13 protein-coding genes are annotated in these 16,692 nt (G+C 68.3%); 8 read left to right on the forward strand and 5 right to left on the reverse strand.

Annotated features, from left to right (window positions below; genetic code table 11):
- Window positions 1-80: 80 nt before the first annotated feature.
- Together uvrA and QHC78_RS03435 are read left to right on the forward strand one after the other, a co-directional pair.
- Window positions 81-5,900, forward strand: coding sequence for an excinuclease ABC subunit UvrA (gene uvrA / locus QHC78_RS03430; protein WP_319742457.1), 5,820 nt, complete (start codon window positions 81-83; stop codon window positions 5,898-5,900).
- A 1-nt stretch (window position 5,901) separates the two neighbouring features.
- A complete protein-coding gene (locus tag QHC78_RS03435) occupies window positions 5,902-6,528 on the forward strand; it encodes an aminotransferase class IV (protein WP_319742458.1) in 627 nt (208 codons plus the stop codon).
- A gap of 4 nt (window positions 6,529-6,532) precedes the next feature.
- On the opposite strand, the gene QHC78_RS03440 is transcribed toward QHC78_RS03435, so the two are convergent.
- Window positions 6,533-7,342, reverse strand: a complete 810-nt coding sequence (locus QHC78_RS03440; RefSeq protein ID WP_319742459.1) for a tRNA threonylcarbamoyladenosine dehydratase — start codon at window positions 7,340-7,342, stop codon at window positions 6,533-6,535.
- A 156-nt stretch (window positions 7,343-7,498) separates the two neighbouring features.
- Between QHC78_RS03440 and QHC78_RS03445 the strand changes: the two genes are divergently transcribed.
- From QHC78_RS03445 to QHC78_RS03470, 6 genes are all read left to right on the forward strand, one after another.
- A complete protein-coding gene (locus tag QHC78_RS03445) occupies window positions 7,499-8,698 on the forward strand; it encodes an MFS transporter (protein WP_319742460.1) in 1,200 nt (399 codons plus the stop codon).
- Window positions 8,699-8,829: 131 nt separating this feature from the next.
- Complete coding sequence (locus tag QHC78_RS03450) at window positions 8,830-9,474, forward strand: gamma-glutamylcyclotransferase (RefSeq protein ID WP_413816400.1); 645 nt, start codon at window positions 8,830-8,832, stop codon at window positions 9,472-9,474.
- Between the two features lie 28 nt (window positions 9,475-9,502).
- On the forward strand, window positions 9,503-10,141 hold the full coding sequence (gene pdxH, locus QHC78_RS03455) for a pyridoxamine 5'-phosphate oxidase (RefSeq protein ID WP_319742740.1): 639 nt from the start codon (window positions 9,503-9,505) through the stop codon (window positions 10,139-10,141).
- A gap of 7 nt (window positions 10,142-10,148) precedes the next feature.
- On the forward strand, window positions 10,149-11,237 hold the full coding sequence (locus QHC78_RS03460; protein ID WP_319742461.1) for a DUF72 domain-containing protein: 1,089 nt from the start codon (window positions 10,149-10,151) through the stop codon (window positions 11,235-11,237).
- A 64-nt stretch (window positions 11,238-11,301) separates the two neighbouring features.
- Window positions 11,302-11,826, forward strand: coding sequence for a flavin reductase family protein (locus tag QHC78_RS03465; RefSeq protein ID WP_319742462.1), 525 nt, complete (start codon window positions 11,302-11,304; stop codon window positions 11,824-11,826).
- Window positions 11,827-11,851: 25 nt separating this feature from the next.
- Window positions 11,852-12,640: a hypothetical protein gene (locus QHC78_RS03470; RefSeq protein WP_319742463.1), complete on the forward strand. Its 789-nt coding sequence runs from the start codon at window positions 11,852-11,854 to the stop codon at window positions 12,638-12,640.
- A 47-nt stretch (window positions 12,641-12,687) separates the two neighbouring features.
- Here the strand turns inward: QHC78_RS03470 and QHC78_RS03475 are convergent, their stop codons facing one another.
- The 4 genes from QHC78_RS03475 to QHC78_RS03490 all read right to left on the reverse strand — a co-directional run bounded on the left by QHC78_RS03475 (window position 12,688) and on the right by QHC78_RS03490 (window position 16,625).
- Window positions 12,688-13,683 carry an L-threonylcarbamoyladenylate synthase gene (locus QHC78_RS03475; RefSeq protein WP_319742464.1) on the reverse strand — a complete coding sequence of 332 codons (996 nt, stop codon included), beginning with the start codon at window positions 13,681-13,683 and terminating at the stop codon, window positions 12,688-12,690.
- A gap of 7 nt (window positions 13,684-13,690) precedes the next feature.
- Entirely contained in the window at window positions 13,691-14,884 is a 1,194-nt protein-coding gene (locus QHC78_RS03480) for a 5-(carboxyamino)imidazole ribonucleotide synthase (protein WP_319742465.1), read from the reverse strand.
- Window positions 14,881-15,417, reverse strand: a complete 537-nt coding sequence (gene purE, locus QHC78_RS03485; protein ID WP_319742466.1) for a 5-(carboxyamino)imidazole ribonucleotide mutase — start codon at window positions 15,415-15,417, stop codon at window positions 14,881-14,883. Before purE ends, QHC78_RS03480 begins: the two co-directional genes overlap by 4 nt.
- Before the next feature lie 122 nt (window positions 15,418-15,539).
- Window positions 15,540-16,625 (reverse strand): YeiH family protein, encoded by a 1,086-nt coding sequence (locus QHC78_RS03490; protein ID WP_319742467.1) that lies wholly within the window; start codon window positions 16,623-16,625, stop codon window positions 15,540-15,542.
- Window positions 16,626-16,692: the final 67 nt, after the last annotated feature.

Genomic DNA, 16,692 nt, shown 5'->3' on the forward strand with positions numbered 1-16,692 from the left:
AAACGTTGCGATTTTCGCAGCATCCGCTAAACGGGCTACGATTGAAAGATTGCCGGCCCCTTTCCGGCTGAGAACCCACGATGTCTTCCGCCCCCTCCTCTACCGACCTCCCCCAGGACGCCACCGAACCCGAGATCCGGGTGGTCGGCGCGCGCCAGAACAACCTGAAGAACCTGAGCCTGACCATTCCGACCAACGAACTGGTCGTGGTCACCGGCGTGTCCGGATCGGGCAAGAGCTCGCTCGTCTTCGATACGCTGTATGCCGAAGGCCAGCGGCGTTACGTCGAAACCTTCTCGCCCTATGCGCGCCAGTTCCTGGACCGCATGGACAAACCGCAGGTCGACCGCATCGAAGGCATTCCCCCCGCGATCGCGATCGACCAGACCAATCCGGTACGTACGTCGCGCAGCACGGTCGGCACCATGACCGAGCTCAACGACCACCTCAAGCTGCTGTACGCCCGCGCCGGCCGCCTGTTCTGCCGCCAGTGCGCCCGGTCCGTGCAAAAGGACACGCCCGATTCCATCTATGAATCGCTGGCGCGCCGCTCGGCCCAGGCAGGCGATCCGCGCCTGGTGGTCACCTTCCCGGTGCAGGTCCCGGCCAACTACAGCGAGGACGAGATCCGCGGCTTCCTGGAAAGGCAGGGCTATACCCGCGTGCATGCCCAGCGCAAGGTCGGCTCGGGCAAGAATGCCGTCCAGGTGCTCGACGTCGTGCAAGACCGCTTTCGTTTCGGCAATGCCGAACGGGCGCGCGTGATGGAAGCGCTCGACGCCGGGTTGCGCCTCGGTGCCGGCCGGGTGGACGTGCGCGTGCTCGACGACGAGGGCAACGAGGCAAAGCTCTGGAAATACAGCGACGAGTTGCACTGCGCCGATTGCGACATCGCTTATTCCACGCCTACGCCCAGCTCGTTCTCGTTCAACTCGCCGCTGGGCGCATGCGAAGCGTGCCGCGGATTCGGCCGGGTGATAGGGGTCGACTACGGGCTGATCGTGCCCGACGAAAGCAAGACCTTGCGCGGCGGGGCCATCAAGCCGTGGCAAACGGCAAGCTACAAGGAATGCCAGGACGATCTCGTCAAATACGCCACCCGCGCCGGCATTCCGCTGGACGTCCCTTGGCGCAAGCTGACCGGCGCCCAGCGCGAATGGGTGCTGCAAGGCACGCCGGACTGGAAAGGCGGAAACGAGGCCTGGAAGCACCAATGGTACGGCGTGAAGCGCTTCTTCGACTGGCTCGAGACCAAGGCCTACAAGATGCACATCCGCGTACTTCTGTCGAAGTACCGGGCGTATACGCCCTGCGCGGCGTGCAACGGCGCCCGGCTCAAGCCGGACTCGCTGCTCTGGCGCGTGGGGTCGAAGGCCGAGGCCGACCAGGTGCTGCCCGAGACGGATGACCGCTACATCCGCTTCCGCCCGGTGAACGTATCCTGGAACGAGGAGACGCTGGCCCGGCTGCCGGGGCTCTCCATCCACGACCTGATGCTGCTGCCTATCGAGCGGGTGCGCACCTTCTGCGACGCCCTGCACTTCGACGGCGTCATGGACGCCGCCACCGAACTGCTGCTGCAGGAAGTGCGCGCGCGCCTGAAATTCCTGTGCGACGTCGGGCTGGGATATCTCACCCTGGATCGCCAGAGCCGCACGCTCTCCGGCGGCGAAGTCCAGCGGATCAACCTCACGACGGCGCTCGGCACCTCGCTGGTGAACACGCTGTTCGTGCTGGACGAGCCCTCCATCGGGCTGCACCCCCGCGACATGAACCGCATCGTAGAAGTGATGCACCGGCTGCGCGATGCCGGCAACTCGCTGGTGGTGGTCGAGCACGACCCGCAGGTCATGCTGGCGGCGGACCGCGTGATCGACATCGGACCCGGACCCGGCGAGCGCGGCGGCCATATCGTCTTCAACGGTTCGCCTGCGCAATTGCGGCAGGCGAGCACGCTGACCGGCGACTACCTGTCGGGCCGGCGGCACGTGGCCGCACCGCGGCCCATGCCGGTCAACGGGAATACCCCCCGGCTGATCGTGGAAGGCGCGCGCGAGCACAACCTCAAGAACGTCACGGTCGAATTCCCTCTGGGGCGCCTGGTATGCGTAACCGGTGTGTCGGGCTCGGGCAAGTCCACGCTGGTGCAGGACATCCTGTATCCTGCCCTGCTCAAGCTCAAGGGCAAGCCCACCGAGGCGGCCGGGGCGCACGACCGCCTCCTGGGCGACGACTGGATCGCCGACGTCGTCATGGTCGACCAGTCGCCCATCGGCAAGACGGCGCGCTCCAACCCGGCCAGCTACGTCGGGGCGTTCGACGGCGTGCGCAAGCTTTTCGCGCAGGCACGGCTGTCGAAGGAACGAGGCTACACCGCAGGCATGTTCAGCTTCAATGCGGGCGACGGCCGCTGCCCCACCTGCGGCGGCACCGGTTTCGAACACGTCGAAATGCAGTTCCTGTCGGACGTCTACCTGCGCTGCCCGGATTGCGACGGCACGCGTTTCCGGCCCGAAGTCCGGGAGGTCACCATCGAGCGCAAGGGCCGGGCAGTGTCGATCTCGGACGTGCTGGAGATGACCGTGACCGAGGCGCTCGATTTCTTCGAAGGCGAGCGCGACATCCAATATGGCCTTGCACCGTTGGCCGACGTGGGGCTGGAATACGTGCGCCTGGGCCAGCCCGTCCCGACCCTGTCCGGCGGCGAAGCGCAGCGGCTGAAACTGGCCGGCCACCTGGCCGAGGCAGCGCGATCGGGCATTTCCACCATCGGCGCCAGGCTGTCAAAGAAAGGCAGCCTCTTCCTGTTCGACGAACCCACGACCGGCCTGCACTTCGACGACATCTCGCGGCTGATGGGCGCGTTCCGCAAGCTGCTCGCCGCCGGCCATACGCTCATCGTCATCGAGCACAACCTCGACGTCATCCGCGCGTCGGACTGGTTGATCGACCTTGGCCCGGAAGGCGGGGACGCCGGCGGGGAGATCCTCGCCACCGGCACGCCGCAGGACATCATGCGGCATCCGGCCTCGCACACCGGACAGGCCTTGCGCGAATACGAAGCCCAGATCGGCGGAGCCGCCGATGGGGCGCCGGCCGCGCCGTCCGGAGGCTCGCCCCAGTCCGAAGCCGGCCAGCTCCAGGTGGCCGAACGTTTCGAACCCTACGTGGTGGCCAGCAACGACGCCGATGCCGGCGTGCCGCTGCAGAACCTGCTCTCGCGGCGCCGCCATGCCTCGCGTGCGATCGAGATCAAGAATGCGCGCGAGCACAACCTGAAGAACGTCGACGTCGAGATCCCGCGCAACACCTTCACGGTGATCACCGGCGTCTCGGGCTCGGGCAAGTCCACGCTGGCCTTCGACATCCTGTTCAACGAAGGGCAGCGGCGCTATCTGGAATCGCTGAACGCCTATGCACGCTCCATCGTCCAGCCGGCGGGCAAGCCCGACGTGGATGCCATCTTCGGCATCCCGCCCACCGTGGCGATCGAACAGCGGACCAGCCGCGGCGGGCGCAAGTCCACCGTTGCCACGATGACCGAAACGCACCACTTCATGCGCCTGCTGTACATGAAGCTGGGCACCCAGCATTGTCCGAAGTGCGACATTCCCGTCGAACCGCAGACCTTCGACCTCATCGTGAGCCGGATCATGCGCGAGCTCAAGGGCCAGCACATCGGCGTGCTGGCACCGCTGGTGAGCGCTCGCAAGGGCTACTACACGGACCTGGCGAAATGGGCCGCCAACAAAGGCTATACCCACCTGCGCGTGGATGGCGCCTTCATTCCCACCGCGAAATGGCCGCGGCTGGACCGTTTCAAGGAACATGACATCGATCTGCCGGTCGCCGACTTCGTGGTCGATCCCGCCAACGAGGCGCAACTGCGCGCCGCGGTGCACGAGGCGCTGGAACACGGGCACGGCGTGATGAGCGTGGCCTGGCCGCTGCAGAAGCTCCGGGCCGCGATGGCGGGCGGCGCGGACGCGCCGGCCCCCGAACTCGAACAGCGGGTCTTTTCGGTCAAGCGGGCGTGCCCCTCGTGCGGCCTCAGCTTTCCCGAGCCCGATCCGCGCATGTTCTCGTACAACTCCAAGCATGGCTGGTGTCCCGCGTGCTTCGGTACCGGCGTCAAGCTGCAGGGCTTCGACGCAGAGCAAACGGGCGAGGAAACCGCCTGGAACGCCTGGTACGAAGGCGAGGTTGCGGCGTGCGGCGAATGCCATGGTCAACGATTGAATCGCAACGCGCTGGCCGTGCGCTGGCGCGACCGGTCGATCGCCCAGCTGGCGTCGCTGTCGGTACGCGAGGCGGGCACGTTCTTCCGCGAACTCGAGACCTCGGGCCGCGAGGCCGACATCGCCCGCGACATCCTGGCGGAACTGCGCAGCCGCCTCGAATTCCTGGAGGAAGTCGGCCTGGGTTATCTGGCGCTGGACCGGGCGGCGCCGACGCTGTCCGGCGGCGAGGCACAGCGCATACGGCTGGCGGCGCAACTGGGCTCCAACCTGCAGGGCGTCTGCTATGTGCTGGACGAACCGACCATCGGCCTGCATCCGCGCGACAACCGCATCCTGCTCAACGCCTTGTCCCGGCTGGAAGGCAAGGGCAACACGCTCGTGGTGGTGGAACACGACGAAGACACGATCCGCCGCGCCGAGCACGTGATCGACATCGGTCCCGGCGCCGGCGTGCGAGGCGGCACCGTCGTCGCCCAGGGACGGGTACAGGACATCATCGCCAATCCGGCGTCGTTGACCGGCAAGTATCTCGCCCAGCCCTTGCAGCACCCGCTGCAGCCGCGGCGGCCCGTCACGCCGGATACGCCGCGGATGACGGTGTGCAAGGCGCGGCTTCACAACCTGCGCGACGTCGACGCCAGCTTCCCCATCGGACGGCTGACGGTGGTAACCGGCGTCTCCGGTTCCGGCAAATCGACCCTCGCGCGCGACGTGCTGCTGGACAATCTGCAGCGGCGCCTGGCCAAAGACAGTGCCGGCAAGCCCAACGGCTGGACCGGCTGCGCCGGCATCGAAGGCTGGGAGGGCATAGACCGCGTACTGGAAGTGGACCAGACGCCTATCGGCAAGACGCCGCGGTCTTGTCCCGCCACCTACGTCGGCTTCTGGGACACGATACGCAAGCAGTTCGCCGATACGATGGAAGCACGCATGCGCGGCTGGGCCGCGGGGCGCTTCAGCTTCAACACCGGCGAAGGCCGCTGCCCCGTTTGCGAGGGCCAGGGCATGCGCACCATCGAAATGAACTTCCTGCCCGACGTCAAGGTGCCCTGCGACGCCTGCAACGGCGCGCGCTTCAATCGCGAGACCCTTGCCGTGCACCTGCGCGGCAAGAGCGTGGGCGAAGTGCTGGCCATGGAGATCGACGATGCCGTCGAATACTTCGCGGCCCACCCTTCCATCCTGAATCCGCTGCAATTGCTGCAAAGCGTGGGCCTGGGCTACCTCACGCTGGGCCAGCCCTCGCCGACGCTGTCGGGCGGCGAAGCGCAGCGCATCAAGCTGGTGACGGAGCTGGCCAAGGCCAGGCTGGACGAGGGCACCCTGCGCACCGGCCGCGCCTACAAGATGCCGCACACACTCTATGTGCTGGACGAGCCGACGGTCGGCCTGTCGATGGCGGACGTCGAAAAATTGATCCGGGTCCTGCACCGCCTGGTGGACGCGGGGAACACGGTCGTCGTCATCGAGCACAACCTGGACGTCATTGCCGAAGCCGATTGGCTGATGGACATGGGGCCCGAGGGCGGCGGCGAAGGCGGCCAGCTGGTGGTGCAAGGCACGCCCGAACAGGTCATGGCGCAGCGCGCACGCTCGCATACCGGCCGTGTCCTGGCGGAATTCCTGGCGCCGCACTCCGCCGTGTCCAAGGCGTCCTGACATGCGCCCGGCGCTGATCGAGACCATCCGGGTAGAAACCGACGGCCGCATGCCCTTGCTGCCCTGGCACCTGGAACGGCTTGGCCGCTCGTGCTCGCAACTGGCCTACCGATGGTCCGTGGATGCGATACAGCGGACCATTGCACGGACGGCCGCCGCCTTGCCGGAAGGCGTGGCGCACCGGCTGCGCGTGCAGGTCGCGGACAACGGCGAGGTCGGCATCGAAACCAGCGTGCTTGCCCCCTTGCCCGCCTTGCCCAAGGTCGGCCTCGCGCCGGTTTCGCTGGACTCGGGCGCGCCATTGCTGCGCCACAAGACCAGCTGGCGCCCCTGGTACGAGGAGGCGGCCGGATGGCTGGCCGCCCATCCGGACCACTTCGATCTCCTGTACCTGAATGAACGCGGTGAATGGTGCGAGGGCAGCCGCAGCAATCTCTACCTGCTGCTGGACGGCCGCTGGGTCACGCCTCCGGCCTCGTGCGGCTTGCTGCCCGGCGTGCAACGGGCGGCCCTGCTGGACGACGAACAAGTCGAGGAACGCGTCCTGCGGCGCGAAGACCTGGCGCGCGCCCAGGGGATCCGGCTCTCGAACGCCTTGCGCGGCTGGTTCGACGTCGCGCTCGGATAGTCCTTCAGCGCTCGGCGGGAAAGACCACGCGCAGCACTTCGTGGGCGGCGGCCAGGCCCATGGCCGCCGTCACCGTCACGGCCGAACCATAACCGGCGCAGGACAGTCCCTGGGGCGCCTCGGCCGGCGCCTCCACGTCCTGGGCCCAGGCCGCCGGCAGCCTGGCCGGCTGGTCCACCCATAGCGCGCGTATTTTCATCTTCGGAATGCGCCGCGGCGGCTTGCCGGCCACCGGCGCCGCCTTGGGATAGCCGTGATGGCGCCGCAACTGGTTGCGGATCTTCGCCAGCAAGGCATCGTTGGTGGCTTCCGACAAGTCTCCGGCGCGCAGCGCCAGCGGATCGGTCTTGCCGCCGGCCCCGCCGCAGACCACCAGGGGCGCGCCGGTACGCCGCGCATGCAGAATCATCGCGATCTTGGCGGCCACCTGGTCGGTGCAATCGACCACCACGCTGCCCGGATCTTCCAGCAGCCTCGCCGCATTGTCCGGATCCAGAAAGTCGTCGACCAGGTTCAGGACGCATTGGGGATGGATGTCGCGTATGCGTTCGGCCATGGCGTCCACCTTGGCCTGCCCTACTGTCCGCCCCAGGGCGTGGACCTGGCGGTTGATGTTGGATTCGGCGATGTGGTCCAGGTCGACCAGCGTCAGCGTTCCGATTCCGCAACGCGCCAGGGCTTCCGCAGTCCACGAGCCCACCCCGCCCAACCCCACCACCGTGGCGCGCGCCGCACGCAGGGCGTCGAGGGCGCCCGGCCCGTACAGGCGGTCGAGGCCGCCGAAGCGGCGTTCGGTATCGATGTCGCAACTCATGGCTGGTAGTCGGTGCGGGATCAGGGAAGCGGAATCGCCCCGATAGTAGCAGGCGGCAGGCGGGCCATCGCATTCCCGGCATGCAGCGGTAGAATGGGAACCAACACAAAAAACCATCCGAGACGCCGGCGCCTGCCCCGGTCGCCGCTTCCCATCTTGTCCGACTCGCCCGCGCACCCCGAGATCCCGGTTACCGAGCCGCGCCTTGCGCCGCTCGATGAGCGCGGCGTCGCCATCTTCTGCGTGCTGGCGATCCTGGCCCATCTTGCGCTGACGGGCGGCCGCGTCACCGTCTCGCTCGGTGCGCTGTCGCAGGGCGCGTCCAGCTTCACGGTGGGCGTGCTGATGGCTTTGTTCGCGCTAGTGCCGATGCTGCTGTCGGTCCACGTCGGGCGGTGGGTGGATCATGTCGGGGCGCGGCGGCCCATGCGGATAGCCACGGCCTTCCTGATCTTCGGCAACCTGCTCCCCTTCGCCATGCAGGAAACCGCAGTCTTGTTCGTGTCGAGCGGCCTGACCGGCATAGGTTGCATGGTGTTCCAGATCTCGGTCCAGAACGTCCTCGGCCTGCACGCCACGCCAGACCGGCGCATCCTCAATTTCTCGCGCCTGTCGCTCTCGATGTCGATCTCCGGGTTCGGCGGTCCCCTGGTTGCCGGACTCTCCATCGACCACCTGGGCTTGCGCTGGGCCTTCGGCGTCCTCCTGCTATGCCAGCTGACCGCGCTCGGCGTCCTGCTGCGCAGCCAGCATCTATTGCCGCGTGCCGCCCCGGTGGAGCGCCGGCCGTCCGGCGAACAGGTCGGCGACCTGCTGGCCAGTCCCATCCTGCGGCGGGTGTTGATCGCCACTGGCCTGCTCTCGGGCGCCTGGGACCTGAACTCATTCATGGTGCCCATCTTCGGCGCGTCCATCGGATTGTCCGCGACCACCATAGGTGTCATTCTTTCTTCGTTCGCCGTGGCGACGTTCGTCATCCGCATCCTGCTGCCCTGGATCCAGCGCCGCCTCGCGCCCTGGACGCTGCTTCGCACCGCGATGCTCACCGCCAGCGTGATCTACTTGATATATCCGTTCTTTCGCGACGTCCCCATCCTGATCGCGCTGGGGTTCGTGCTGGGCCTGGCACTGGGCAGCGGGCAACCCAGCCTGATGGCGCTGCTGCATACCCATGCCCCGCCCGGCCGCGCGGCCGAGGCGCTGGGACTGCGCATGGCCACCATCAACGGCGGCCAGTTCGTCCTGCCACTGGCCTTCGGCAGCCTCAGCGCGCTGGCGGGCGTGGGCCTGCCGTTCTGGACCGTGGCAATATGCCTGTTCGCGGGCGGGATATTCAACCGCCCGCCGCGGCCCTAGCCGGGTGCCGGGCAGTAATGGCGTCCGGAGCGGGCAACTTCTACAGCGACGAACCGCACTGAAGACCCGGAGTACACGGGCGGCGACGGGGGCGATAGAATTTCTCCATCGCCCGCTTCCCGCCCCGTACCTTGTCCGCTGCCGCCTACCCCGCCGAATACGCCCCGCTGCTCCTGACCCCCGCCCAGCGCCAGGCCTCGATCGAATCGGCGCTGCGCGGCTGGGACCGGCGGCAAGACGTCTGGCTGTTCGCCTACGGCTCGCTCATCTGGAAGGCCGATTTCCCGCTGCAAGAACGCCGGATGGCGACGGTGCGCGGATACCATCGCTCGCTGTGCCTGTGGTCGCGCATCAACCGGGGCACGCTGGCCGCACCCGGGCTGGTGTTCGGGCTGGACCGCGGCGGCAGTTGCCGCGGGGTGGCGCTGCGTATCGCCGCGGCCGATGTGGAGCCGGTCTTCGTTGCGCTGTGGGAGCGCGAAATGATGATGGGGTCCTACCACCCGCGCTGGTTGCGCTGCGAAACGGCCGGCGGGGCCGTTCACGCCCTGGCCTTCGTCATCGACCGGCGCGGTTCCGGCTACGCCGGCGGCCTGGAGGAACCGGAACTGCTGGGCGCGGTGCGCCGCGGACGGGGCCGCTACGGCGCCTGCCTGGACTATGTGCGCGACACCGCGCATGCGCTGCGCGAGCACGGCATCCGCGACCATCGACTGGAGCGGCTGGTACAACGGCTGGCGGCGCCGCACGAGGCCGGGTCCGACAAACCGTTATAGTGACAGCTGGAATTTCTTCTTCGCGCCGATCATGTCCATTGCCGACATCCGCCAGAATTACCAGCAGGGCGCCTTGCTGGAGGCCGACGCGCCCGCCTCGCCGTTCGAGCTGTTCGGCGCCTGGTTCGGCCGGGCCGTCTCGGATCAATTGCCCGACCCCAATGCGATGGCGCTGGCCACCGTCGACGAACGGGGCCGCCCTGCTGCCCGCACGGTGCTCCTGAAGGGCTACGACGAACGCGGTTTCGTGTTCTACACCAACTACCAGTCCCGCAAAGGGCACGACCTTGCGCACCACCCGTACGCCAGCCTGCTGTTCTTCTGGCCCGCGCACGAACGCCAGGTCCGTATCGAAGGGCGGGTTGAACGTACCTCCGAGCAGGAGTCGGACACCTACTTCCACAGCCGGCCGCTCGGTTCGCGCATAGGAGCGTGGGCCTCGGACCAGAGCATGGAGATCCCCAACCGCGAGGTCCTGCGCGAACGCGAGACCCGACTGCGCGCCGAACTGGGCGAACACCCACCCCGGCCGGCACACTGGGGCGGATACCGGGTCGTACCCGATGCCATCGAGTTCTGGCAGGGCCGCCCGTCGCGCCTGCACGACCGCCTGCTCTATCGTCCGTTGCCGGAGGGCGGCTGGAGCATCGTGCGTCTGGCCCCATGAGCCCGGCATGACCACGCACGGCCGCCCGGGCAAGCGAGAGCCGGCGGCGGATGGCAATGCCACTCCCCCGGCCGGGCAGGGATCGTTTTTCGACGACGCGCCGGCTCCCGTCGCCAAACGCAAGAGCAAGTCCAGCACCGTGCCGGCCGCCGAGCATCCGCCGGCGCTGCGTGAGCTCGCCGCCTCGCTGCCGGGGCGCTTGTACCTCGGCACCTCGTCCTGGGCCTTCTCCGGCTGGAACGGCATGGTTTACGGCGCCAAGGCCAGCGAATCGCTGCTGTCGCGCGAGGGCCTGCCCGCGTATTCCTCGCACCCGCTGCTCAACAGCGTCAGCCTGGACCGGACCTTTTATGCACCCCTGACCGCCGAGCAGTACGCCCACTATGCGAGGCAAGTGCCGGCAGGCTTCCGCTTCGTCGTCAAGGCGCCCAATCTCATTACCGACGCCGTGCTTCGCGATGACCGCGGCGCGCCCACCGGCCCCAACCCGAGCTTTCTGGACCCGGTTCTTGCGAACGACCATTTCGTCGCGCCCTGCCTGGAAGGACTCGGCGACAAGGCCGGGCCGCTGGTGTTCCAGTTCTCGCCCCTACCGGCCGAGATCCTGGCCGATCCGGCGGGATGGGTGGCGCGCCTGTCGGCTTTCCTCGCCGCACTGCCGTCGCTGCCGGCCTCCCGCGGCCACGAACGACCGTTCTACGCGGTGGAGTTCCGCGACCCGCAGGTCGTCACGCCGCGCATGATGAGAATGCTTGCCGAGCGCGAAGTGCGTTATTGCGTCGCCATCCACGCCCGCATGCCCTCCGCCGAGCGCCAGATGCAGGCGGTCGCGGCGACCGGTCCCGGTCCGCTAGTGGTGCGATGGAGCCTGCTGGCGGGACAGCGCTACGAGGCTGCCAAGGCCCGTTTCTCGCCGTTCGACAAGATACAGGTCGAGGACCCCGTGACACGCCGGGTCCTGGCCGAAGCAGCACGCGCGGCGCACGCCGCGGGGCAGCCGGCATGGATCGTCGCCAACAACAAGGCCGAAGGCAGCGCGCCGCTTACGCTCGAGCTGCTCGCGCGGGAAATCGCCGCGCACCGGCCTGCCGGCTAAAATGGAGCTTTACAGCAACATTAGCCGCGCAACCAGCGACCTGGGTGCGTCTGCCCTCCCCTGGATGCCTGCAGCCCTACCGGACTTCGACTCGACCGCCTTCCGCTCCGCCCTTGGCCGCTTCGCCACCGGGGTCACCATCGTCACGGCCATCGGCCCCGAGGGGCGGCCCATCGGCCTGACGGTCAGTTCGTTCAATTCCGTTTCGTTGTCGCCGCCGCTGGTGCTGTGGAGCCTGTCGCTGGCCTCGGGCTCCCTCCCTTCGCTCGAAGGCGCCAAGCACTACACCGTCAACGTACTCGCTGCCGACCAGCTCGACCTGGCCAAGCGTTTCGCCACGCGCGGCAACGCCGCCGACCGCTTCGAGCAGACCCCGTGGCGCCCGGGAAGCAACGGCGCGCCGCTGCTCGAGGGTTGCACGGCCTGGTTCGAGTGCTATAACCGCAGCAGGTACCGCGAAGGCGATCACTGTATTTTCGTAGGCGAGGTCGAGCGTTGCGGCCATACGGATGCCATGCCGCTGGTGTTTCATGCCGGTGGGTTCGACCTCACCCCGCAGCGCTCGCGCAGAACGCCACCCGTTTCCTAATCCGCTACCAGGTCCCAGGCCCGCCATGCACCGCCGCTTCGCACTCGCCCTGATCTGCGCCGTTTCCCTGACCGCCTGCAACGGCTACTTCGGCTCGTCGGAAGGAGACGGCGGCGATGGCGGCGGAGGCGGCGGGGACAACAGTGACGCCCAGGGCATCTGGACCGGCACGGTCACGAGCGACATTCTTTCCCTGCACATGCTCGTGACTCCCACCAATGAACTGTGGGCCATGTCTTGGAACGAAAGCTTCAGCCAAGTGCGGCGGCTCACGCGCGGCACCGGTTCGCTGAACGGCAGGGCCTACTCGGGAACGGGGACGACCTTCGGCACAGGCGACACGACGGCGGAAAACGCCGACATTACCGGCACGGTGACCAGCGCCAGCACCTTCGACGGCAACCTCGGGCAGAACGTGACCTTCACGTCACAATTCGATGGTGTGTATGACCAACCCTTCGACCTGGCGGCGTACGCGGGCAATTGGGTGGGACGGGACAGTGCGAGTGCCAGCGGCGTCAACTTCACGATCCAGTCCAACGGCAATTTCGAGGCCCGCATGACCGTCAGCGGCCGCCCCGATACCTGCAACGTCAGCGGCGCGGTAGCCGAATCCGCGTCCGGCAAGAACTACGCCACCACGACGTTCTCGTTCGGCAATGCGACCAACTGCCTGAGCCAGCACGCCGGCACCAGCATGCAAGGCGTTGCCATCTTGCTGACGCCGCGGGACGAGCCCCCCTTGCTGCTGATGATGGCCACTAACAACGACCAGACCGCGGCCTGGTTCGCCTACGCGCGCAAGCAGCAGTAAGTAGTTTCCCGAGCACGCGAAGGCGTGCCTGCCGGGCGGCCGTCAGGCTAGCGGGTGCCCGACCCCACGCAGGCTCGTCCCAGGCGATCCCGTATGGCGGCCCAGGCCGGCGTTGCGGGCGGGCTCTCGAGCAGCAGCATGTCCAAGCCCTGCCCATCGAGCTCCCGCAGCGTGGCGTACAACGCCTGTGCATACGCCTCCGGCTCGGACGGCGCCGGCAGCCACACAGTGGCACCTGCCGGTTCGCGTGCCGACCAGACGCCTACGGTTGCTCCCTGGCCCCGGGCGGCCGCCACTTCGGCCGCCAGGACATCCGGATCGGCCAGCCGTAGGGCCGTGCGCGGCGCGTAATGCGCCGACAAGGCGCCGGAGACCCGTGGCACTTCACGCCGCGTTTCCATTTGAGCGGGGGTGAGCACCGGGCTGCCCAGCACGGCAGACAACGCCGCTGCCGACACGTGCCCCGGGCGCAGCAGAATGGGAAGCTCGGTAGAGACGTCGACAATGGTGGACTCGATGCCCACGGCGCAGGGCCCGCCGTCCAGGACCAGGGGAACCGTCTGGTCGAACTCCTCGGCCACATGCTGCGCCGTGGTGGGGCTGACCCGGCCGAAGCGATTGGCCGAGGGCGCCGCCAGCCCACCGCCGAAGGCGGACAGCAAGGCTTGCGCCACGGGATGCGACGGGCAGCGCAAACCCACCGTATCCTGTCTGCCGGTCACCGCGTCGAGCACGCCGGGAGCACGCGGGAGGATCAGGGTCAGCGGCCCTGGCCAGAATCCGGCCATGAGCCGACGGGCGGCCTCGGGTATGCGCGCCGCCCACCGCGATAAGTCGGCGCCGGCGGCCACATGGACAATCACGGGGTGGTCGTTCGGCCGGCCCTTGGCAGCGAAAATCCTGGCCACCGCGTCGGCGCTGGAAGCATCGGCCGCCAGGCCGTAGACCGTCTCGGTAGGCATGCCGACCAATTGCCCGGCGCGCAGCAAGGCCGCCGCTTCGGCGATGGCCTCGGTGGAGGGAGGCAGGATGCGGGCGGCCATGTACGTCCTACGGAAAAGCGATGCCCAGCGCGGCCGCTACCTGCGCGGCGCTGCGCTCGGCCTGCGCGCGGTCGGCGCCGAGGCAGGTCACATGGCCCATTTTGCGGCCGCGCCTGGCTTCCGTCTTGCCATAGAGGTGCAGCTTGGCCCACGCGGACTCGAGGGCCCGGCCCCACGGCGGCTCGGCGGCGTGCCCGCCTTGTGCGAACCAGATATCGCCCAAGACGTTGAGCATGACGGCCGGGGCCAGCAGGTCGGTAGCGCCCAGCGGCATGCCGGCCAGCACGCGTACCTGCTGCTCGAACTGGCTGGTGACGCAGGCATCGATGCTGTAGTGGCCGCTGTTGTGCGGGCGCGGCGCGATTTCGTTGACGATGAGGCGGTCGTCCTGCAGGACGAAGAACTCCACGCACAGCACGCCGCAGTAATCCAGGCCGACGGCCACCTGCAGCGCCGCTGCGCTGGCGCGGCGGACGATGTCGGCAGAGGCGCGGGGCGACGGCACGGTGGATACGGCCAGGATACCGTCGCGATGCACATTCTCGGCCACGGGATAGGTGACCACCTCGCCATCGAAGCCGCGCGCCACCACGACCGACACCTCGAACTCCAAGGGCAGCCGCGCCTCCAGTACGCACGGCACATTGCCGAACGATGCGAACGCGGCGCGCGCCTCGGCCGGCGACTCGACCCGGGCCTGTCCCTTGCCGTCGTAGCCCAGTCGCGCCACCTTCAGAATGCCTGGGAACAGCGAAGCCGGCGCACTGGCGATATCGGTCTCGGACCGGATCTCGGCATACGGCGCGACCGGCACGCCGATCGAGGCGATGTAGCTTTTTTCGGCGATGCGATCCTGTGCGATGGCCACCGCACCGGCCGCCGGGCTCACCTGGCAGCGCTGCGCAAGCTTCTCGAGGCTGGCGGCGGGGACGTTCTCGAACTCGGTGGTCACGGCGGTGCAGCGCTCGGCCAACTGCGCCAGGCCTGCCTCGTCATCGTAGGCGGCGCGAATGTGCAGATCGGCCACCGCGCCGGCGGGACAATCGGCAATCGGGTCGAGCACCGCGACGCGATAGCCCATGCCCTGGGCCGCGTGGCAGAACATGCGTCCGAGCTGGCCGCCGCCCAGCAGGCCGAGCCAGCCGCCCGGCTGCACCGTACGCGCTTCGGGCACGCGTATACCCTCTCGCGGTGCGCTCATGCCTGACCTCCCGGCGGCAGCGCCATGGCGCGCGCGGCCGCGGTCTGGCGGGCGCGAAAGGTTTCCAGCTTCTGTCGCAGGCCGGCATCGGTACAAGCCAGCGTGGCCACCACATGCAGCGCGGCATTGGCGGCGCCTGCCTCGCCGATGGCGAACGTGGCGACCGGCACGCCCTTGGGCATCTGGACGATGGAAAGCAGCGAGTCCTCGCCGCGCAGGTATTTGGAGGGCACCGGCACGCCGAACACCGGCACCGGTGTCAGCGCGGCCAGCATGCCGGGTAGGTGGGCGGCGCCGCCCGCCCCGGCGATGATGGCCCGCAAGCCGCGCCGGGTCGCCTCGGCACCGTATTCGACCATGTCGAGCGGCATCCGGTGGGCCGACACGACGCGCGCCTCGTGGCCCACGCCGAATTCATCGAGGATGGCGACGGCGTGCTTCATGATCTCCCAGTCGCTGGAAGACCCCATGACGACGCCGACCTGCACCGCCGCGGAAGAAGGGAGAGGGGAAGAAGAGGAAGGACTGGACATGTATGACCCTGCGAGCGCCCGGTGCGCCGGAGCGCGGGGCGAGCATCTAAAGGCGGGATTTTAACCTGCCGCCCGCCCGGCGGATCGCAGCGCGCCAGCCACGCGCTGCGCCCAGGTCCGCCTTAGCCGAACAGCCGGTTGACCAGCGCGCCGCCGCCCAGCAGCCAGCCGAAGAGGAAAGCGGCGAGCAGCAGCGGCCGCAGGCCGGCCCGGCGAATGGCACCCACGTGAGTCGTGAGCCCCAGCCCTGCCATGGCGATGGCCAACAGCAAGGTGTCGAGATCGAGCGCCAGCGAAACGACCTCCGGGGGCAGCGCGACCAGGGAATTGAATGCGACCATGGCGACGAAGCCCACGGCAAACCACGGGATGCACAAGCCGCCGCGGTCCGCCCCGCGCCCACCCTGCCGCGCGCCGTCCCAGGCCAGCCAGGCCGACAGCGCGAGCAGGAACGGCGCCAGCATCATCACCCGCACCATTTTCGCGATCACCGCCGTATCGGCCGCCTCGGTCCCTACCGCGCGCGCCGCGGCAATCACCTGGGCCACCTCGTGCACGGTCGATCCGACATAGACGCCGAACCCGCGCGCACCGCCGGGCACCAGTTCCCAGGCGGCATTGAGCTGGTACAGGAAGGGGTACAGGAACATGGCCAGCGTCCCGAACACGACTACCGTGGCGACCGCCACGGCCACCTGGTCGGCCTTGGCGCGTACCACGGGGGCCGTGGCCATGACCGCCGCCGCCCCGCAGATGGAGCTGCCGGCGCCGATCAGCCAGGCGGAGGTGCGGTCCAGCTTGAATACACGCGTGCCCACCAGCCAGGCCAGGCCGAAGGTCGATAGCAGCACCACGGCGTCGGTCAGCACGCCTGCCACACCCACGCCGCCTATGTCCTGCCAAGTGAGCCGCAGCCCATACAGCACGACGCCGGCGCGCAGCAGCGTCTGCTTGGCAATGCCCACGCCCGCCGCGCTACGGTCGGCGATGCGGGGATAGACGGTATTGCCGACCAACATGCCAAGCACGATGGCGATGGTCAGGGCGCTGAGGCCCCGGCTGGCGAACGCCTCCCATGTGCCCACGCCCATGGCCACGGCACCGAGCCCACCGGCCAGCAGCAGTCCCGGGCCCGCCTGCCGTAGGAACGCGGCCAGCTTTCCGGAGCCGGCCGAAACCGATGGGGTGGACATAGATGGGTATGGCATAAGCTAATAACTTCCAGCATTAACGCCCTCCACTCTACGCAGCGGCTCCTAACGGGTAAAACGGTTT

Origin of the sequence: Pigmentiphaga sp. (assembly GCF_033795525.1) — a bacterium.
GTDB lineage: Bacteria > Pseudomonadota > Gammaproteobacteria > Burkholderiales > Burkholderiaceae_B > Pigmentiphaga.